The sequence below is a fragment of the Pseudomonas sp. 32A genome (assembly GCF_052682255.1).
The window spans coordinates 633,091-652,190 of the sequence record NZ_JBQYLY010000001.1 but is presented as its reverse complement, the minus strand read 5'-3'; the positions used below and the strand labels follow the sequence as shown (position 1 = coordinate 652,190).

16 protein-coding genes and 4 pseudogenes are annotated in these 19,100 nt (G+C 54.0%); 17 read left to right on the top strand and 3 right to left on the bottom strand.

Annotated features, from left to right (window positions below):
- Positions 1-15: 15 nt before the first annotated feature.
- Together ACUN0G_RS02835 and ACUN0G_RS02830 are read left to right on the top strand one after the other, a co-directional pair.
- Positions 16-843 (top strand): hypothetical protein, encoded by an 828-nt coding sequence (locus ACUN0G_RS02835; RefSeq protein ID WP_445572649.1) that lies wholly within the window; start codon positions 16-18, stop codon positions 841-843.
- Between the two features lie 314 nt (positions 844-1,157).
- Entirely contained in the window at positions 1,158-1,469 is a 312-nt protein-coding gene (locus ACUN0G_RS02830; RefSeq protein ID WP_445572648.1) for a hypothetical protein, read from the top strand.
- Positions 1,470-2,361: 892 nt separating this feature from the next.
- On the opposite strand, the gene ACUN0G_RS02825 is transcribed toward ACUN0G_RS02830, so the two are convergent.
- Both ACUN0G_RS02825 and ACUN0G_RS02820 read right to left on the bottom strand, forming a co-directional pair.
- Entirely contained in the window at positions 2,362-3,126 is a 765-nt protein-coding gene (locus ACUN0G_RS02825; protein ID WP_445572647.1) for a DNA adenine methylase, read from the bottom strand.
- 38 nt (positions 3,127-3,164) lie between these two features.
- Positions 3,165-3,497 (bottom strand): annotated as a pseudogene (locus ACUN0G_RS02820) (DUF4113 domain-containing protein); the annotation flags it as partial.
- 135 nt (positions 3,498-3,632) lie between these two features.
- Here ACUN0G_RS02820 and ACUN0G_RS02815 point away from each other — a divergent pair.
- Positions 3,633-4,046 (top strand): hypothetical protein, encoded by a 414-nt coding sequence (locus ACUN0G_RS02815; protein WP_421552233.1) that lies wholly within the window; start codon positions 3,633-3,635, stop codon positions 4,044-4,046.
- Here ACUN0G_RS02815 and ACUN0G_RS02810 read toward each other — a convergent pair.
- Entirely contained in the window at positions 4,039-4,239 is a 201-nt protein-coding gene (locus ACUN0G_RS02810; RefSeq protein WP_445572646.1) for a hypothetical protein, read from the bottom strand. The genes ACUN0G_RS02815 and ACUN0G_RS02810 overlap by 8 nt on opposite strands.
- Before the next feature lie 35 nt (positions 4,240-4,274).
- On the opposite strand from ACUN0G_RS02810, the pseudogene ACUN0G_RS02805 reads away from it, so the two are divergent.
- The 14 genes and pseudogenes from ACUN0G_RS02805 to ACUN0G_RS02740 form a co-directional block, all read left to right on the top strand.
- Positions 4,275-4,514 (top strand): annotated as a pseudogene (locus ACUN0G_RS02805) (site-specific integrase); the annotation flags it as partial.
- Positions 4,515-4,540: 26 nt separating this feature from the next.
- Complete coding sequence (locus ACUN0G_RS02800) at positions 4,541-5,284, top strand: hypothetical protein (protein WP_197900569.1); 744 nt, start codon at positions 4,541-4,543, stop codon at positions 5,282-5,284.
- Positions 5,285-5,766: 482 nt separating this feature from the next.
- Positions 5,767-6,060 carry a DUF6124 family protein gene (locus ACUN0G_RS02795; RefSeq protein WP_445572645.1) on the top strand — a complete coding sequence of 98 codons (294 nt, stop codon included), beginning with the start codon at positions 5,767-5,769 and terminating at the stop codon, positions 6,058-6,060.
- A 235-nt stretch (positions 6,061-6,295) separates the two neighbouring features.
- Complete coding sequence (hsdR, locus tag ACUN0G_RS02790; protein WP_445572644.1) at positions 6,296-8,662, top strand: EcoAI/FtnUII family type I restriction enzme subunit R; 2,367 nt, start codon at positions 6,296-6,298, stop codon at positions 8,660-8,662.
- A gap of 88 nt (positions 8,663-8,750) precedes the next feature.
- On the top strand, positions 8,751-10,220 hold the full coding sequence (locus ACUN0G_RS02785; RefSeq protein ID WP_445572643.1) for an N-6 DNA methylase: 1,470 nt from the start codon (positions 8,751-8,753) through the stop codon (positions 10,218-10,220).
- Positions 10,217-11,242 (top strand): annotated as a pseudogene (locus tag ACUN0G_RS02780) (restriction endonuclease subunit S); the annotation flags it as partial. The gene ACUN0G_RS02785 and the pseudogene ACUN0G_RS02780, both read left to right, overlap by 4 nt.
- A complete protein-coding gene (locus ACUN0G_RS02775; protein ID WP_445575510.1) occupies positions 11,231-12,502 on the top strand; it encodes a restriction endonuclease subunit S in 1,272 nt (423 codons plus the stop codon). The pseudogene ACUN0G_RS02780 and the gene ACUN0G_RS02775, both read left to right, overlap by 12 nt.
- A 548-nt stretch (positions 12,503-13,050) precedes the next feature.
- On the top strand, positions 13,051-13,344 hold the full coding sequence (locus ACUN0G_RS02770; protein WP_445572642.1) for a DUF6124 family protein: 294 nt from the start codon (positions 13,051-13,053) through the stop codon (positions 13,342-13,344).
- Between the two features lie 354 nt (positions 13,345-13,698).
- A complete protein-coding gene (locus ACUN0G_RS02765) occupies positions 13,699-14,631 on the top strand; it encodes a chemotaxis protein CheV (protein ID WP_445572641.1) in 933 nt (310 codons plus the stop codon).
- A 268-nt stretch (positions 14,632-14,899) separates the two neighbouring features.
- Entirely contained in the window at positions 14,900-15,853 is a 954-nt protein-coding gene (locus tag ACUN0G_RS02760; RefSeq protein ID WP_445572640.1) for an HD-GYP domain-containing protein, read from the top strand.
- 155 nt (positions 15,854-16,008) lie between these two features.
- A pseudogene (locus tag ACUN0G_RS02755) lies at positions 16,009-17,271 on the top strand (PDC sensor domain-containing protein); the annotation flags it as partial.
- Positions 17,266-18,171 carry a methyl-accepting chemotaxis protein gene (locus ACUN0G_RS02750; RefSeq protein WP_442968487.1) on the top strand — a complete coding sequence of 302 codons (906 nt, stop codon included), beginning with the start codon at positions 17,266-17,268 and terminating at the stop codon, positions 18,169-18,171. The pseudogene ACUN0G_RS02755 and the gene ACUN0G_RS02750, both read left to right, overlap by 6 nt.
- 27 nt (positions 18,172-18,198) lie before the next feature.
- The gene (locus tag ACUN0G_RS02745) at positions 18,199-18,441 is read left to right on the top strand and encodes a hypothetical protein (protein ID WP_258343601.1); all 243 of its coding nucleotides are present in this window, start codon (positions 18,199-18,201) and stop codon (positions 18,439-18,441) included.
- Positions 18,442-18,524: 83 nt separating this feature from the next.
- Complete coding sequence (locus tag ACUN0G_RS02740) at positions 18,525-19,073, top strand: nucleotidyltransferase family protein (protein ID WP_445572639.1); 549 nt, start codon at positions 18,525-18,527, stop codon at positions 19,071-19,073.
- Positions 19,074-19,100 lie beyond the last annotated feature (27 nt).

The following is a 19,100-nucleotide window of genomic DNA, read 5'->3' as shown; positions in this document are numbered from 1 at the left end:
CAGAGGTGTGACAGGATGGATTCGGTAGCTGCTCGGATCAGGGCGAGAGCCACTGGCAGGAAGACTGTTGAGGATTTATATCAAGACTCTAGCCGAGTCTACTTCATCCACTATGCTTGCGAGTCATTCGAAAAAAACGCTGCGACCGGCTCGGTCAAAGTGGTATTGATTGCTATCCGCAACCTACACAACGGCCAAACGAAATCGTGGTCGATTCTCAAATCAGCGGAGCTCGATGGATGCCTTACCGCAATCCCGTCCAATATCAATCGCCTCGAAAAAATAATGCTGGACGGGTTCTTTGGCTTCTTAAATGAGCATCCTGATTGTCGTTTTGTTCACTGGAACATGAGAGATGATCATTTCGGATTCTCGGCCCTTGAACATCGCCACAGGGCGTTGGGTGGTGTTCCATTTGTCGTCCGAGATGGTCAGAAAGTAGATCTCTCCAGGTTGCTTTGGACCCTTTACGGAGATAATTACGCCTCCCACACCTCGAAAAGCGGCAGACCGGGAAGGATGTTTAGTCTCGTCGAGATGAACAACATCGGTGATAAAGGCGCGTTGAGCGGCGATGATGAGCCGAAAGCTTTTGAATCCGGAGACCACCTGAAGATGCAACAATCCACGCTTAGGAAGCTGGAAATTTTCAGCTGCATCTTTGAGCTCGTCCACCGCAAAAAGCTAAAAACTGAAGCAAGTTGGCTTGATGTGAATGGGCTCCACCCCGCCTATATCCTCGATTCAATCAAGCGCCATTGGATAGTGTCACTCTTCGCGGTTACGGGGACAGTTATTGGCGCTCTCTTAACCTGGTGGAAAGCGATAAATGCGTTTTTTTGAGATTGAATACCGCTGATAGCTCGGCCGGCAGTGGAAACCGCGATAGTGCAGCAGTATGAGCTGGAGAAGTGCTTAAACCTTGCACTGTGTGGCTTACAGCGATTCAGCGTCTAAACTTGTCAGCGAGATAGCGCCCGCTTGGGCCAATGAATCGAGAATAGATCGAGGTAGTTTTAGACAGCAAAAAACCTCGCCAGATGAGCTGAAATACCTACTTACGTGTTTGAAGGTTGCCTCAGCTTGAAAATCACACCTATTGCCATCATTTAGTCATCATATCAATTCCGAGGCGTTGCCTGAGGCAGGACACGAACATGGCAGATTTTCTTATCGAAAAGGTTGCGTATAGCGAAGACGGCGAGCACATCGAGTGGGTGCTGGTGCGCGAGGACAAAGGGGATAAGGCTGGTCCTCGTATCCCAGTGCCAAGGCTATTCATCGCAGATCTAATTCGTCTTGGCAAAGCGGAGTTTCAAACTGTGGTCAAAGCAGCGAATGGCAAACTGGATAGGGGCTCGGAGGTCCGTTTGTACGACGGCAAATTTCTAACCACAAGCCCGAACAAGACTGACAGGGATAATCTTGAAAACCTCCCGACTTTCGAGTTTCCCCCGGTAACGACGTAAGGTAAACCCCGATCATCCGGCAGCTTTGTAGTGGATCCGCCGCCTATGCGCAAGCAGTAGGGTACGATATTTCGAGCGTTATAATGAATTTTACCGTTTTCTCTAAATGTAATGAGGTCACGCTAATTTTCACGAAAATGGATATATGTCAGTGCGCGCGAGCCTTGACGTATATCTGGCATGCACGCAGTCCTACCTTGTGCGGCGGCTGCCAATCTTCTGCGTACGTTTGCCAATCAGCCATGCATTTCAAACTAGAACGCTAAAGCTTTGGCTGGACCGGCCGAGTCTATAGATACAGCCAATAACTTAAGGATGGAACCCGTGGCATTCGATGATCGCGATACAGCAGCAATCAATACAGCAAACGCAGCCGGCATCAGTTGCAACCGCGGGGACACTGTTGGGGATAGCACTCATCAGGTATTTTTGCACACCATTCGGGTTCCATGCGTGCCCAACGGACCGGATCACGCGAAGTTACTCGCGAATGCTATCGAAGCATTCACGAGGGTTTATCCAGGAGATACAGTTTGGGTCGACGTAGTCTGTCAGGGTTTGCCAGGGTATGTTCAAGATGCAATTGACAGCCTGAATGGATTCGGTTGCCGAATAATCATTACTCACAACGGCAGTTCTTCCCATGGAAACGTCCAACCTTTGACCAACTCTCTCTGCAAGTCTGTCAGGTCGGCAAATATCGGCGGAATGGTTTGGCATCCGATCGAGAACAAGTTTGTCAGCTCCGTTTGAAGCTCAACTATACTCAGCTAATACACCATAATTTCCTAACGGTATAATGCTTCCCTTCCTCTTATTGTTCATTTTCAGGCAGCACCCTGGCCGCAGGCGCCTGCGGCTAGATATGCCATAGCTCTGACTGCAATCACTACTAATTCATGATCGCCAGTTCACCTGTTTTTTCTGCTACACCCTTCCTCGGATTGGCCGTGCTGTAGCGAATATCCATCGCCTCCATGCGTCCCCCCTCAAACACACGGCGGATATCTGGGTAATCATTGATGCTTACCATCACCTTCCCTTCGCTGGCGCGCATGAAATCGGCCATCAGCTCGTACTGGTCAAATCCAAACTCAGCTCCGTACCCCTGGGTTTTCCAGTACGGGGGGTCCATATAGTGAAACGTGTGTGGTCGATCGTATTTTTGGGCGCACTTCAGCCACGGAAAATTCTCGACGTATGTGCCGGATAGACGCTGCCAAGCTTGCGATAGGTTTTCCTCAATGCGCAGCAGGTTGATGGGTCGGCCGGTTGTCGCGGTACCGAATGTCTGTCCCGTGGCCTTAGCGCCGAACGCGTGGTGTTGGAGGTAGAAAAACCTGGCCGCTTTCTGGATATCCGTCAGTGTCTCGGCCGCCGTCATCTTTTGCCACTCGAAGATCTGCCGGGAGCTTAGTGCCCACTTGAACTGACGAACGAACTCCTCGAGGTGGTGCTGCACTACTCGGTAGAGATTCACCAGGTCGCCATTGAGGTCGTTAAGAACCTCAACTTTTGCCGGCTCCTCCCGCTTGAAATACAGCGCCGCGCCGCCGGCGAACACTTCGACGTAGCACTCGTGATCAGGGAACAGCGCCAGTAGGCGTTTCGATAGCCGGCGCTTGCCGCCCATCCATGGAACGATTGGGTTTGTCATTTGCAGTCCTTTGCAATGGGGTTTCGTGGTGGTGGTGCTTATTTGCAGCTGACCGTCCATAGCTGATCAAGCCGCGTGGTATAGCTCTGGCTCATCATCTCCCGACGCATGCCCCAGTCCGGGTTTGCCGGTACGCTGGCAGCGCGGAGCGTTCCACGCCCCCATCGGTCGTTGATTTGGTCGAGGACCGTCATAACCCGGGTCGACTCGGCCGGCTGCGAAATTGCAAAAAGATCGTCGGTGTATTCGCCAGGCTGGCACAGGTTGAGCAGCATCACTTCGGCTTTGCTGTATTTGAACCCGGGCCGGAAGATCCTATCGACGGCGTCCACCGCCGCCTTAGTTAGAAGGCGCACGTCATCAGTGGGATATCTAATCCGCCTGCCATCTGTTGTCTCCCGACAATAATTTCTGAGGTGCCGCGCAGATAATTCGTCTGCGCGGAAATAATTGCATAAGCTGCGTGAGTTCAGGCCAAAAAGACGGCCCAAAAGGGGAACACCTTCATGAAATGGATGCACGCGTTGTTGGGGGCTATGGCCCTCCTCTCCAGCCAAGCCTTTGCCGACAGCTGCTGGATTATCACGGACCTGAAGGGGAAAGCAGCCTTCGCCAGCGATAACTATTCTGTTACCGATGACAAGATCGGTAACACCGTGTTTTGGTTGAACATCAGCGAGCACAGCCCCTCGATCGCCGTGAACGGCGCAAAGGCTTCGTACGAAAGCGGCGAACTGATGAAAATCAACGAAAGCACGCTTCTTTATGCGTACCCGAACGACCAAGCGGTAGTTGAAACCTGGTCGATCGACGCAAACGCTGGCAAGGCGTACATGACGCAAACAAGGTCCGGTGCCGGATCGAGAAATAAGGCATCTTTTTACATCGGGAATGCAAAGACTGGCTGTGCGGCTACATAAATGAGCCGGCGATATACCCTATGCCGGCGCCGATCGCGGTACCAATTGGGCCAAATGCAGAACCCACCATTGCACCGGTGGTGGCCATGCCTACCTGGCTAGATTGCGTGTTAGCCTTTGCCTGCTGATTCATCTGGTCCTCGGCCTGCTTTGCCTGCTGCTGCTGTTGTGACAGTTGGGAAAGGCCTTGCATAGCCTCCCCCTGCATTTCTTGCTTCAGTCCAACTAGTCCGTATGCCATCGCCTTACCAAACCCGACACACCTACGCATCGATGATGCTCTCCGCCGGTGAGCACCCGATGTGGGTGGCGAAACAGATGGGGCACAGTGACTGGACGATGATTGCTAGGGTGTATGGCAGATGGATGCCTTCAGCTGAAACCGACTCCGGGTTGAAAGCTGTAAACCTTTGGGCGCCGGACGCACACATAGGCATAATGCCATCGTCAGGCCAGTCGAATGAATAGGCCAATCGTATAACTAAGGAGCAGTTATGGCAGGACAGTTCGCTATTGGTGATAAAGTATTCGTTCCGAGTTCTCGGATCGGCATAGACGATCTTCCATCAGTATTTTGGGAGACCACAATATCTGCCGTTGCCAACAAGAAAATCCAAGTAAATATGCGAGGCGGCGCCACATCCGATTGGATCGGGACAAGTCTATGCCATAAAAATGTTGGAGTGCTCATCCTCACGATTGGTGACCTAGAGACTGAGCATACCCTCTTAGATCCACTTGCAAAGTCTGTACTTCAATACTGCCGTCTTCTTGTCCCAGATGATTACGTCAGAGCATACAAAATAAGATCGCTGAAAGAGCTGAAAACGATTTGGCAAGTGGAGCAGAAAAACTATTCACACGTAATATTGATCGGGCACGGAAGCCAGGAAGGAATAAAATTTGCAAATGATGACTGGGCTTCGCCAGAAAAGATTGAGCAAGCACTTCGAGTACGTGGCGCGCCGCGAAAGATCTTTATCTCGCTTTGCTGCCAAACTGGCTACAAAGTCGTAGGTAGCGCCCTGTCAAAAATGGCGATCAGCAGTCATTTCATTGCACCGTTCCACAGCGTGCACGGTGCGGTTGCCTCCCAGTTTGCTCAGACATTCTTGGCTCATCATCTACTGGATGGGAAAACTACGCGGGTCGCGTTCCGCCATGCCAGAGAGAGCACGCCAAACGGGGCGAGCTTTAGGCTCTGGAAAAACGGCACCCTTACAGCCGGCCCTAAATGATTCGAGCCGGGAAATGACAGCTTTATGGCAACCTTAGCTCTGCTGCCCCCATAGCGCCCGGTTTAGACGGGGGTTCAAATCCCCCCGGCTCCACCAAATACGAAGCACCACCAAAACCCGCCTTGTGCGGGTTTTGTTGTTTCTGGGCCCCTGGAAACGCACCGCCGAATGGACCTTCGGATTTTTCCTGCAAGACGTCGCGCCTGGCATGAACTGGCGCGAGCCACCCCACGAAGATAGCCTTCCCTGGTTGCTGCTCATCAGCAACCGGCTTTGACAGGCCGAAAAGTGTAACCTTTCACTCCCCTTGATAAGTCGGCATGCTTCGCGCATTCCGCCTCTGTCATGGCGGCTGTGCGTGGGGCATCTTCGGGTGCGCCGGGCTCCTACACTTCCGGTCTGTCAACCCGCGTACAGCTGCCACCCAAACCTGTTTGACAGCAGGGGATGGCAGCTCCCGTCACCAGTGTAGGAGCGTCACCATGAAAAAGATCACTCCCAATCCTCCATGCTCGAGCCAATCTGGCGCGGATATCTTCTGTATCGCCCAAGACGTCGACCCCGAAACTCTTCTGGTACAGGCCTGCGAAACCCTCGCCTCGCTAAACTCGCTTACTACTGATCTGGCTTTCGAGTCCGATGGATCCTTTCGCCATAAGCTTCTGGCCACCCAGCAATTGAGCGTTTTGGGAGAGTTGCTGGTGACGCGTGCACTGGACATCCTTGTGCCAACGGCTGATTCAGAAGCTGCTGGTAGGACGGCCTTCAGACACTAAAAGAGCCATCCTGCGGGGACATACCAAAAAGTCAAAAAAGGTGAGCGGGTATTTTCCTCAAGAATAAATCCGCCACCTTTTTCCGATGATCTCAACTCCTCTTACCTACAGCTTCAGCCAACATAATCTGATCTTCCCCCGTGCCACTATCAAACAAGGTACATTTACGCCCATCGAGCACGATCAGCAGTGCCGGAATGGAGCGACCAGGCCGGCTTGAAAGGGAATTGGGGTTATGGACAAAAAGTCGCTTTCCGAGCGGGACATCTGCAGCAAGTACATTGCCCCAGCCGTTCAGCAAGCTGGATGGGACATGCACAAGCAGGTGCGCGAGGAAGTCAGCTTTACCAAAGGCCGCATTATCGTTCGGGGCAAACTGCACAGCCGCGGCGAAGCACGCCGCGCAGACTTCATCCTCTACCATCAGGCCAACCTGCCTATCGCTGTAATCGAGGCAAAGGACAACAAGCACTCTATTGGCTCCGGCATGCAGCAAGCTCTGGGCTATGCAGAGGCGCTGGACGTACCGTTCGTGTTCTCCAGCAATGGCGATGGCTTCCTGTTTCACGACCGCAGTGGCACAGGCGGCCAGGTAGAAACCGAACTTACCCTTGATCAATTCCCCAGCCCTGCCGAACTTTGGCACCGCTACTGCCAGTGGAAGGGGCTGGATACAACAGCCCAACACAAGATTGAAGCGCCCTACTACGACGACGGCTCCGGGCGCATGCCGCGCTATTACCAGATGAATGCCATCAACCGCACCGTCGAGGCTGTGGCGCGCGGCCAAGACCGTATCCTGCTGGTGATGGCTACGGGCACCGGCAAGACATACACAGCCTTCCAAATCATCTGGCGGCTGTGGAAATCGAAACAGAAGAAACGCATCCTGTTTCTGGCCGACCGCAACATCCTGGTCGACCAGACCAAGAACAATGACTTCAAGCCCTTCGGCCAGGCGATGACCAAAATCGCCAAACGCCAGATCGATACCTCCTACGAAATCTACCTGTCGCTCTATCAGGCCGTCACCGGCACCGATGAAGAGATGAACATCTACAAGCAGTTCTCCCGCGACTTCTTCGACCTGATCGTGATCGACGAATGCCACCGTGGCAGCGCCTCCGAGGATTCCGCCTGGCGTGAAATCCTCGAATACTTCTCCAGCGCCACCCATATCGGCCTTACTGCCACACCAAAGGAAACCAAAGAAGTATCCAGCATCACTTACTTCGGTGAACCGATTTACAGCTATACCTTGAAGCAAGGCATCGAAGACGGCTTTCTCGCCCCCTACAAAGTGGTGCGTATCGACTTCGATAAAGACCTGCAAGGCTGGCGGCCGCCCAAAGGCATGCTCGATAAGAATGGCGAGCTGATCGAAGACCGCATCTACAATCTCAAAGACATGGACCGCACCCTGGTTATCGAGGCGCGCACCCAACTGGTGGCGCAAAAAGTTACCGAACTCCTCAAGGCCACAGATCCGTTTCAGAAAACCATCGTCTTCTGCGACGACATCAACCACGCCGAGCGCATGCGCCAGGCCCTGGTCAACCTCAACCCCGAGCGTGTGGCGGAGAATCGCAAATACGTCATGCGTATCACCGGCGATGACCAGGAAGGCAAGGCCGAGCTGGATAACTTCATCAACCCGGAAGAGCGCTATCCGGTCATTGCCACCACCAGCAAGCTGATGACCACCGGCGTCGATGCTCAGACCTGCAAGCTGATCGTGCTTGACCAGCACATCAAATCGATGACCGAGTTCAAGCAAATCATCGGTCGCGGCACTCGCATTAACGAGGACTACGGCAAGTACTGGTTCACCATCATGGACTTCAAAAAGGCCACCGAGCTGTTTGCCGACCCGGCCTTCGACGGCGACCCAGTAGTGATCTACGCCCCAGAAGGCGATGACTCCCCCGTACCGCCGGATGACCCGCTTGCCGATGAAGATGGCATAAGCGCAGGCAACGATAACGAGGGTGATGACCTGGATTTCACCGGCGAAGATGAGGGCAAAAAACGCATCAAGTATGTTATCGACAACGTCCCGATTTATGTCATCGCCGAGCGTGTGCAGTATTACGGTCCGGATGGCCGACTGATCACCGAGTCACTGCACGACTACACCCGCACCTGCGTGCAAAAGCAGTTCGCCTCGCTGGATGACTTCCTCCGGCGCTGGAGTGATGCCGAACAAAAGAAAGTCATCATCGAGGAGATGGCCGTCCAAGGCGTGATGTGGGAAGCATTGGCCGAAGAAGTGGAAAAGAAACAGGGCAAGCCGCTCGATCCGTTCGACCTGATCTGCCACGTCGCCTTCGATCAGCCTGCACTATCACGCCGCGAGCGAGCAGAGCAGGTGAAAAAACGTAACTATTTCGCTAAGTATTCTGGCGCAGCCCGCCAGGTACTGGAGGCCTTGCTGGATAAATACGCCGATACCGGCATCGAGCATATCGAGGACATCAAAATCCTGCAGCTTGACCCTTTCAGCCAGTTCGGTGCGCCCATCGAGTTGGTCAAGGCTTTTGGTGGCAAAGCTGGCTACAACAAAGCTATCCACGAGCTGGAAGACGAACTTTACGCAAGCTAAGGGCTACGCACCGACGACATGCCAAGGCAGTCGTCCACACTATCCGGTAGAATTTCGCCCCCCTTGCGGTACGCGTTGAGAGAACTTCATGTCCATTAGCTCCACCATCAAGTCCATCCAGGACATCATGCGCAAAGACGTTGGCGTAGACGGCGACGCCCAGCGTATCGGCCAACTGGTTTGGCTGCTGTTCCTGAAGATCTTTGATGACCGTGAGCTGGAATGGGAGCTGATGGACGACAACTACCGCTCGCCCATTCCCGACAGTTGCCGCTGGCGTACCTGGGCAGCCGATCCGGAAGGCATGACCGGCGATGCGCTGAAGGACTTTATCGACAACAATCTGTTTCCCCAGTTGCAGAATCTGCACGAGTACAGCAACACGCCGTCAGCCTTTGTGGTGCGCAGCGTGTTTGAAGACGCGTACAACTATATGAAGTCCGGGCAGTTGCTGCGCCAGGTGATCAACAAGATTCAGGAAGGCGTGGACTTCAACAAGGCCCAGGAGCGCCACGAGTTCGGCAACCTCTACGAACAACTGCTGCGTGACCTACAGAACGCGGGTAACGCTGGTGAGTTCTACACCCCGCGTCCGGTCACTGAGTTCATGGTGCGCATGGTCGACCCGAAGCTGGACGAAAAGGTTATGGACCCAGCCTGTGGCACGGGCGGCTTCCTCACCTGCGCCATCGAACACAAGCGCAGCCGCTATGTAAAAACCGCCGAAGACGAACGCATCCTGCAAGCCAGCATCTTCGGCGTGGAGAAAAAGCCGCTGCCGCACCTGCTGGCAACCACCAATATGATCCTGCACGGCATCGAAGTGCCGAATCAGATTCGCCACGACAATACCCTGCGTAAACCGCTGATCAGCTGGGGCCCGAGCGAACGCGTGCACTGCATCGTCGCCAACCCACCGTTCGGCGGCATGGAAGAAGACGGCATCGAGACCAACTTTCCAGCAGCCTTCCGCACTCGTGAGACAGCAGACCTGTTTTTGGTGTTGATCATGCAGTTGCTGAAAGACGGGGGCCGCGCCGCCGTGGTGCTACCCGATGGCTTTCTATTTGGCGAAGGCATCAAAAGTCGCATCAAGGAAAAACTGCTGACCGAGTGCAACTTGCATACCATCGTTCGCCTGCCCAACGGCGTGTTCAACCCCTACACCGGCATCAAGACTAACCTACTGTTTTTCACCAAGGGCACACCGACCAAACAGGTGTGGTTCTACGAACACCAGTACCCGACAGGCGTAAAGAACTACTCCAAGACCCGCCCCATGCGAATCGAAGAGTTCGCCGTGGAGGAAGCCTGGTGGGGCAGCGAGGCCGATGGTTTTACTGCGCGAGTGGAGAACGAGTTCGCCTGGAAGGTCAGTGTCGAAGACCTTAAAGCGCGCAACTGGAACCTGGACTACAAAAATCCGCATATCGGCCAGCAAATCTGTCACGATCCAGACGAATTGCTAGGTAAATACGCCCAGTTGCAAGGCGAGATTATCGACCTCCGCGACCAGCTCAAGGCGGTGCTGGCCGAAGCTCTGGAGCGCCAGGTATGACGGCTTTGATGACCGATAATCTGCCTCTACTGGCAGATACACCAAACGGCATGAAAAAGCTGCGCGGGCTGGTTCTAGAGCTGGCGGTGCGCGGCAAATTAGTGCCGCAAGATCCGAGTGATGAACCGGCTAATGAGTTGCTGAAGCGGATAGCCGTGGAAAAGGCGCAGCTGGCAGCGGAGGGCAAGCTCAAGAAGCAGAAGGCGCTGGCGGAGATTGCTAAAGAGGAACAACCATATGCTTTGCCAGCCAACTGGAAGTGGGTACGACTTGACGCTCTGCTTAAAAAAATTGGGGCCGGAAGCACTCCATTGGGTGGATGACAGGCTTACGTCGCAAATGGGGTCAAATTCCTTCGGTCTCAGAACATTTGGAATGAAGGGCTTCGACTCAATGAAGTTGCTTTCATAACTGAAGAAACCCACCAAAAAATGTCGGGAACACATGTTGAAGCAGGTGATTTGCTTTTCAACATAACTGGTGCGTCTATTGGCCGGTGTGCCGCGGTTCCAACTGACTTTGATACGGGCAACGTAAGTCAGCACGTGACTATTATTCGACCGGTCTCTGGTGAAATCCAACCGTTCCTTCATGTGGTGCTGATCTCACAACTGGTTCAGCAGACCGTAATGGATGTGCAGGTAGGGGTTTCGCGTGAAGGGCTCAGCATCGGTAAGTTGGCTCAATTCCTAATACCTCTCCCACCAGAGGCCGAATAACACCGCATCGTTACCAAAGTCGATGAGCTGATGGCCCTGTGCGACCGCATGGAAGCTCAGCAGGTCGACTCCGAAAGCGCCCACGCCCAACTGGTGCAAGTGCTGCTCGACAGCCTGACCCAAGCCAGCGATGGCACCGACTTCGCCACCAACTGGCAGCGCCTGACTGACCACTTTCACATGTTGTTCACCACCGAATCCAGCATCGACAAACTCAAACAAACCCTGCTGCAACTGGCAGTGATGGGCAAGCTGGTGTCGCAGGAACCCGATGACGAACCTGTAGCATGCTTGTTACAGCGCAACGGCATCAAAGGCCAACCCCATACACTACAAGGATGGGCTGAGGTTCCACTAGGGAGTCTGGGCAAAATTCTTGGTGGTTCAACACCGAACAAAGCCAATGTAGAGTTCTGGAACGGTGATATTCCCTGGGTCTCCCCAAAGGATATGAAACGTCCTGTGATCCAAGACTCTGAGGACCACGTTTCAGCGCGAGCCTTAGCGGAAACCTCGCTTAAAACAATCCCTCCCAGAAGTCTACTTATGGTTGTGCGGGGTATGATCTTGGTGCACTCCTTCCCTGTAGCACTCACCGCGCGGGAAGTAACAATCAACCAAGACATGAAAGCATTGGTGCCACCACAAGAACTCAGCGACTATCTGTTGATGTACCTGCAGGCCGCCAAGGCGATAATGGTTAGGCTTGTAGATCGGTCGAGTCATGGTACCTGCAAGCTGATCTCAGAAAAGCTGTGGTCGCATATTGTTTACTTACCTCCTCTTGCCGAACAACACCGCATCGTTGCTAAAGTCGATCAACTAATGGCCCTCTGCGACCAACTCAAAACCCGCCTAACCCAGGCCCGTAAACTGAACGAACAGTTGGGCAGCACTTTGATCGAACGAGCCATTGCCGAAGATCGCCAACGGTCCCCCATTGCCACGGATCGGCAAGCAGCCCGCACCCTGCTCGCCGCAGAAATCACTCATCAGCTACATAGCCAACGCACCTTCGGCCAACGCAAGCTGCAGAAGGTAATTTACTTGGCCGAACACACGGCCAGGCTCGCAGCTATCCAAGGTAACTACCTGCGCGACGCCGCCGGCCCCCACGATCGTCAGTTGATGAATAATGTCGAAGGCGAACTGCAAAACCAACAGTGGTATGAGCGCATCGAGCGCGATATTGTTGGCCATGCTTACCGCCCCCTCTCCCAAGCAGGGCAACATCGGCAGGCGTATCGCAGCGCCTGGTCGGCCGCTGAACGCACCAACATTCAGCAGGTCATCGAGCTAATGCGGGACTGGGATACGGATCGTTGCGAAATGACTGTGACGCTCTATGCCGCATGGAACGACTTTATTCTCGAAGGCTGCCCGGTTTCCGATGAAGCCATCGTGGAGGAAGTCATGCATAGCTGGAACGACACCAAGCTGCGCTTTGGCAAAACAGAATGGTTGGCGGTACTCGGAGAGATGAAGAAGCATAAAATCCTCATGCCCAGCGGCTTTGGAAAACGCACCACAGGGGGCATGCTCAGCTTGCCCGGTTTCGAGTAAACAGAGATTGGGCCGTCCTCGAAAAGATACGAATACGAAGCATATTGCTCAATCCAGCTCCTCGCGGTATTCCAGTTGGTATTCCAAAGAAATTTACAAACTCACATTAGTCAATTAAATCAAATATCTAAGAATCCAATTCAACTTACCCCGGCACCAAATACGAAGCACACCAAAACCCACCTTGTGCGGGTTTTGTTGTTTCTGAGCTCCTGGAAACACACCGCCGAATGGACCTTCGGATTTTTCCCGCAAGACGTCGCGCCCTTGGTGAACTGGTGCTCATCAATCGACACGACTAGCCTTGAAACGTCGCTGCAAAATCAGCGACCGGGTTTAGCAGCTCGGTTAATATCAAGGCATGCAATGCCACCATCCGTTCAAGCGAAGCATCTTGCGTTCGCTTGTCCACGTTATGGCGGCTGTGCGTGGGGCACTTTCGAGTGCGCTGGGTTCCTTGATTCCTGGTCTGCTAACCCGCGTACAGTCGCCACCCTTTTCGTTTAGCAGCGATGTCTGGCGACTCCACCAATCAAGGAGTTGCAGTCATGAAAAAGCACAGCCCCAATCCCCCATGCCCAAGCCAATCCGGCGCGGATATCTTCTGTATCGCCCAAGGCATCGATCCCGAAACCCTGCTCGTACAGGCCTGCGAAACCCTCGCCTCATTAAACGCGCTCACTACCGACCTGGCTTTCGAGCTGGATGGCGCCTATCGCCATAAGCTTCTGGCCACTCAGCAACTGGGCGTCCTGGGTGAGTTGCTGGTGACGCGCGCACTGGACATTCTGGTGCCAACAGCAGATTCAGAAGCAGCGCGAAGGACCGCTTTCCAATCCTGAAATAGCCATCCAGCCGGGACGCACAAAAAAGTCAGAAAAAGGTGAGCGACCAATTTCCCAACAATAACGCCGCCACCTTTTTTCGGACGACGAATAATCAGGTCTTCAGAAAAACTCTCTTCGCCAGTGCATGGACAATTGACCCGCTAAATTAAAACACTTCTCAATCGCTCACAAAACAAATTAGCCAGCTAACTTTCTAATATCCATTCGAATAGACGAACAACAGTACTTTAACTTTTCTGGCACTCCCCGCCCAAATACCCTCTTTATTTTCACAAATATTTTACATAGCCCTTTTTAAGATGATTCCACTACGACATTATCGTCATACGAGTCGTTTAAGGAGTGGGTATGGCAGGCTTAATGGCGTCAGTTAACAGTCGCACCCAGCTGGTAGGTCAAAATCGCCTGGAACTACTGCTATTCCGATTTAACGACCGCCAGCTGTACGGAATAAATGTATTTAAAGTCCGGGAAGTCATTCGCTGCCCAAAGCTATCGGTACTACCTAAGTCTAATATTAATATTTGCGGAGTGGCGAATATTAGAGGCACCAGTATTCCAATACTGGACCTGGCGATGGCGACCGGACTGCCGGGTGTCAAGGACACTGAAAGTGCCTTCGTCATTCTGACGGAATATAACAGCCGCGTGCAGGGGTTCCTGGTCTTTGCCGTTGAACAGATTGTCAATTTGAACTGGGAAGACATACATCCACCGCCCAAGGGCAGTGGCGAAAACAACTACCTGACGGCTGTTACTCACATCGGTAACCAACTGGTAGAGATTATTGATGTAGAAAAAGTCTTGACCGAGATATCGCCATCGTCCGAGGAAATCTCATTGGGTGTAGTCGATGACGAGGTGAGCCGGTTGGCGCGACAGTTACGCGTTCTGACCGTAGACGACTCCATGGTGGCCCGTAAACAGGTCACCCGTTGTCTGGAAACCGTCGGCGTTGAGGTCGTCGCATTGAATGATGGTCGACAGGCTCTGGACTATCTTCGCGCAATGCTCGAGGAAGGCCGCAAGCCGGATGAGGAGTTTTTGATGATGATTTCAGACATCGAAATGCCAGAGATGGACGGCTACACATTGACTGCCGAAATCCGCAACGACCCTCGCATGGCGAACCTGCACATTGTGCTGCATACCTCGCTGTCCGGTGGGTTCAACCAGGCCATGGTCAAGAAGGTGGGCGCCGATGACTTTCTGGCGAAGTTTCGTCCCGATGACCTGGCTGGCCGCGTGGTAGCCCGTATCAAAGCCACCAGCGTCTGTTGATTTTCAAAGATCGTACGTTCGAGCCAAGGAGGCTTTATAGGAAACACCATAAAAATAAAGAGGTCAGGTCATGTTGAAATGCAACGAGCTCTATCCAGTGGCCTCCGAGAGCGAGGCAAGACCCTTTTGGAGAAACTCTCCTTCCCATTCTGACTTGAGTGTCCGCTGCGCTGTGGGTTGCGCCAGCGACACGCCAAAACACTCGAACGCCTCGCAGCCTTTGCCGTCCGAGGACCGTGCCTGCTACCGGCAAGACCCGCGAACGCCAATGAAAGACGAATTGGTCGCCGCCATGCACATTTGTGCAGCGGCCAAAGCCGCGGTTATTCAGATGTTCAGTCATGCGCGCATGGGGCGGGCCCTGGAACTTGAAAACGTCCGCGCGCTGGTCGAAGACATCTCCAATTCAATCGCCCGCCATCCAGACGCATTTATCAGCCTAGCCCGGCTTAAAAGTCTCGATGACTACACCTATATGCATTCGGTCGCGGTCTGCGCCTTGATGATTGCCCTGGGCAATCAATTGGGTCTGCCTGAAACGCTGATCCAACGGGCAGGGCTCGCCGGCCTGCTGCACGACATCGGCAAGATGGCCATTCCAGGCGCTATCCTGAACAAGCCCGGCAGGTTGAGCCGCGAAGAGTTACAACTGGTTCGCACCCACCCGTTGGAGGGGGAGCAAATGCTCTCAGGCACCGCACAAGTGTGCGAGATGGTCGTGGATGTTTGCCTGCACCATCCTGAAAGGATCGATGGCAAGGGCTACCCGCATCAATTGGCGGGGGACCAGATCAGCTTGTTTGCCAGGATGGCCGCGGTCTGCGACGTGTATGACGCCATCACCTCCGACCGCTCCTATAACGAGGGTTGGGATCCGGCTGTCGCGATGCAGCAGATGTCCACGTGGGAAGGACACTTTGACGATGAAGTATTCCGGGCTTTTTTAAAGTCTGTTGGCATTTACCCTGTCGGGTCCATTGTTCAACTTAAAAGTGGTGGCATCGGAGTGGTGACTGAACAGCACAGTCATTCGCTCCTGACACCAAAAGTTAAGGTGTTCTTCCTGCCGGTGTTGAATATTTATATAACACCTAGAACCGTCGACCTGAGTGATCCATTACAGAAGGACCAAATCGCTGCACGCGTTCCTGCCCAGCGTTATGGTTTTAAAAACACCGAGTCACTATGGCTCGAAGATAATGCAGTGCCTGAACACGTTTAACCTAGACCCCAAGCTGTACCGTCAACTGTAGCTGGACTTTTAAGTAACAGCTCAGCGACGCAAGCAGCAGATGATTATTTAGCCGCGCGTGCAAAACATATTGGCTTGTCAACATCAGAGGATGCTGGCAACTATTACTGTGGGCGGGAGACATCATGAAATTCAACTCATTGCAGACTCGGATCTGTTTCACTGCAGGCATCTGCCTGTTTATATCATCGGCGAGCCTGGTGCTATATGGACTGTTCTCTTCCACGGCCAACGAAAAATACGTAGCCGGCGAAGTATCTGCACTTATTGAGAATTCAACCATACGCGAAGTGCAGAACCTGGCAGAGTCACGGGCCAATGCTATTCAGGCAAAACTGCAAAATGCACTGGATGCGGCGAGAACACTGGCCAATACATTTGCGGCCAGCAAAACCGCACAAAGCTCACTGTCATTAGGCCGTGAACAGATCAATACGATGTTGCTCAGCGTGCTTAAGGATAACCCCGACTTCAACGGCACTTATTCCTGCTGGGAGCCGGACGCCGTGGACGGCCAGGATCAGGCGTTCCGCAATGGCGAAGGCGGCAATAACCCACTGACCGGGCGCTTCACGCCTTATTGGACACGCAGTTCGGACGGCCATATCGCGGTTCAACCCTTGGTGGAGTATGACTCCCAGGCCCGTCATCCCAATGGCGTCCCCAAAGGCGGCTGGTACACGGGGCCCCGCGACACCCAGAAAGAAAGTGTATTGGACCCCATCCCGTACGTCGTTCAAGGCAAGAACGTATGGCTGACCACGCTTTCAGTGCCGATTACCGCCAATGGCAAATTTTATGGCGTAGTCGGCGCAGACTTCGATATTGCCTTCATCCAGAAGCTCAGCGAACAAATGTCAGCCGACCTTTACGGCGGCAAAGGCTCCGTCTCGATCCTGAGCAATCAGGGGCTGGTGGTTGCGGACAGCCAGAGGACCGATTTGATCGGCCAACCCTTGAAGGGATTACTGCCCGATACCTGGGAAAAAGTCCTGGCCGATATCCAGAGCGCGCGCGGTGTCGGGCAGTTCAACAAAGACAGTCAGAACATCGAAGTGTTGATGCCGATTCAGCTGGGCCGCACTGGCAAGCCATGGGCCATATTGATTCGCCTGCCCAAGGCCGTGGTGATGAGCCAGGCGATCGCCCTGGAGCAGGAAATGCAATCGCGCAGTGTCAGCAACAGTGTCTGGCAGGTGTCGGTGGGCGTAGTCATTTCCTTGCTGGCCCTGGTGGCGCTGTGGTTTGCCACCGCAAAAATTGTCGGGCCGATTCGTGAGGCCGCCGCGCTGGCGGCGAGTATCAGCTTGGGTGATTTCTCACGCCGTCTGGTTCAAAAGTCTGAAGATGAAGTCGGACAGTTATCTTTTGCCCTGAATGACATGTCAGAAAGTCTGCAACGCCAGGTGCGAATCGCCGAGCGCATTTCCGAAGGTGACCTGGACCTGGAGGTTCGCCTTTCATCTCCCCAGGACGCCCTCGGCAAATCACTGGAGAAGATGGTCAGCAACCTGAATAACCTGATTTCGGAAGTCCAGGTCAGCGCGACTCAGATCACCGGCAGCTCCGCCCAAGTCACCGAGTTGAGTCAGTCGCTGTCCGATGGGGCGTCCAATTCGGCCTCGTCGATCACCGAAATCAGCGCCGTGATGACGCAGATGGCCGCACAGACCACCGACAACGCCGCCAATGCGAGGAAGGCTGACGAACAGTCCCAGGCTTCACGGGCCGACGCTGGCGAAAGTGACAAGTTAATGAGCGAGTTGATTGCCGCCATGGCCGAAATCGACAACTCCGGCAAAGACATCACCGCCATCATCACCACCATCGACAACATCGCAGCCCAAACCAACCTGCTGGCGTTGAACGCTGCGATTGAAGCGGCCAGGGCCGGGGAGCTTGGCCGGGGATTTGCCGTGGTCGCCGACGAAGTCCGCAGCCTCGCCGCACGTAGTGCTGAAGCTGCTCAGCAAACCGCCGCCCTGATCGCCGACTCTTCAGTCAAGACCCAGCGCGGCATGGTCATTGCCGGCCGTACCGCCGACTCGCTGAGAAATATCGTCAGCGGAACCAGTGCGGTTTCGAGCCTGGTGTCATTGATCTACCAGGCATCAAGCGAGCAGGCATCCGGCTTGCAACAGGCCAGCATCGGCCTTGAGCAGATCGATGAGGTCACTCAGCAGAATCAGTCCAACTCCCAGGAGTGCGCGGTGGCGGCCAAGAACCTGTCGGAACGGGCGAATACCATGCAACGCGGTCTCAGCCGCTTCAAAGTGAAGAGTTCCTAGCAGGTCGGTTACCGTCAAGGAGAAGCTATGCCTGAACCAAAAAACTACAAGATCAGCTTTATCCATCAGGGTCAGGAGAGGGAGATCTACCTCACTTTGATGGATTGTCACGATGCCTACAAATGGCGATACATTGCCGATAGCCTGGGCATCAGCTATTGCAGTTCCGACGGGCGCTTCATGCTTTCACATGCCATAAAAAACCTCGTAGAAGCCAAGGGAGTCAGCAAGGTCGTGGTACAAACAATGCCAGAGCCGGTCGACCACTAACCCTGGGGCAGGCTGACCATTGTCGCCAGACGCCGTCGAGGCAATTCACAGGACTGGCGTCAGCATACAAGGACCGCCATACCGTGCTCAGACACCGCCTCCAGACCCTGATCAGCCGCGACGCCCAGCGTTGGTATCTGCTGGGCGTCGTCCGCACCCTGGCCCTGCCCGATTGCTGGATCGGCGCTGGCTTTGTACGTAACGCCGTGTGGGATCATCTGCACGGTCGCGCGCTATCGCCACTGACGGGTGACGTCGACGTGCTGTGGTTCGACGCCACCTGCACCAACCCCGACGAAGACCGCCGCTTCGAAGCCCTCTTACACGCAGCCGCCCCCTCCATCGCCTGGTCCGTAAAAAACCAGGCCCGCATGCACCTGCGAAACGGCGATGCGCCCTATCGCGACGCCAGCGATGCCATGCGCTTCTGGCCGGAGACCGCCACCGCAGTCGCCGTCAGAAGAACCGCAGCGGATGTATGCGAAGTTTCAGCGCCACTTGGCCTGGAGGACTTGTTCAATCTGCAACTCAGACCCACCCACCGCTTTGTCGAAGATAAACACGCCATTTACCAACAACGCATCACCTCCAAACGCTGGCTAACCCACTGGCCACTGCTGAAACAACCCTGACCCTACAAAAACCTCACATTCATTCAC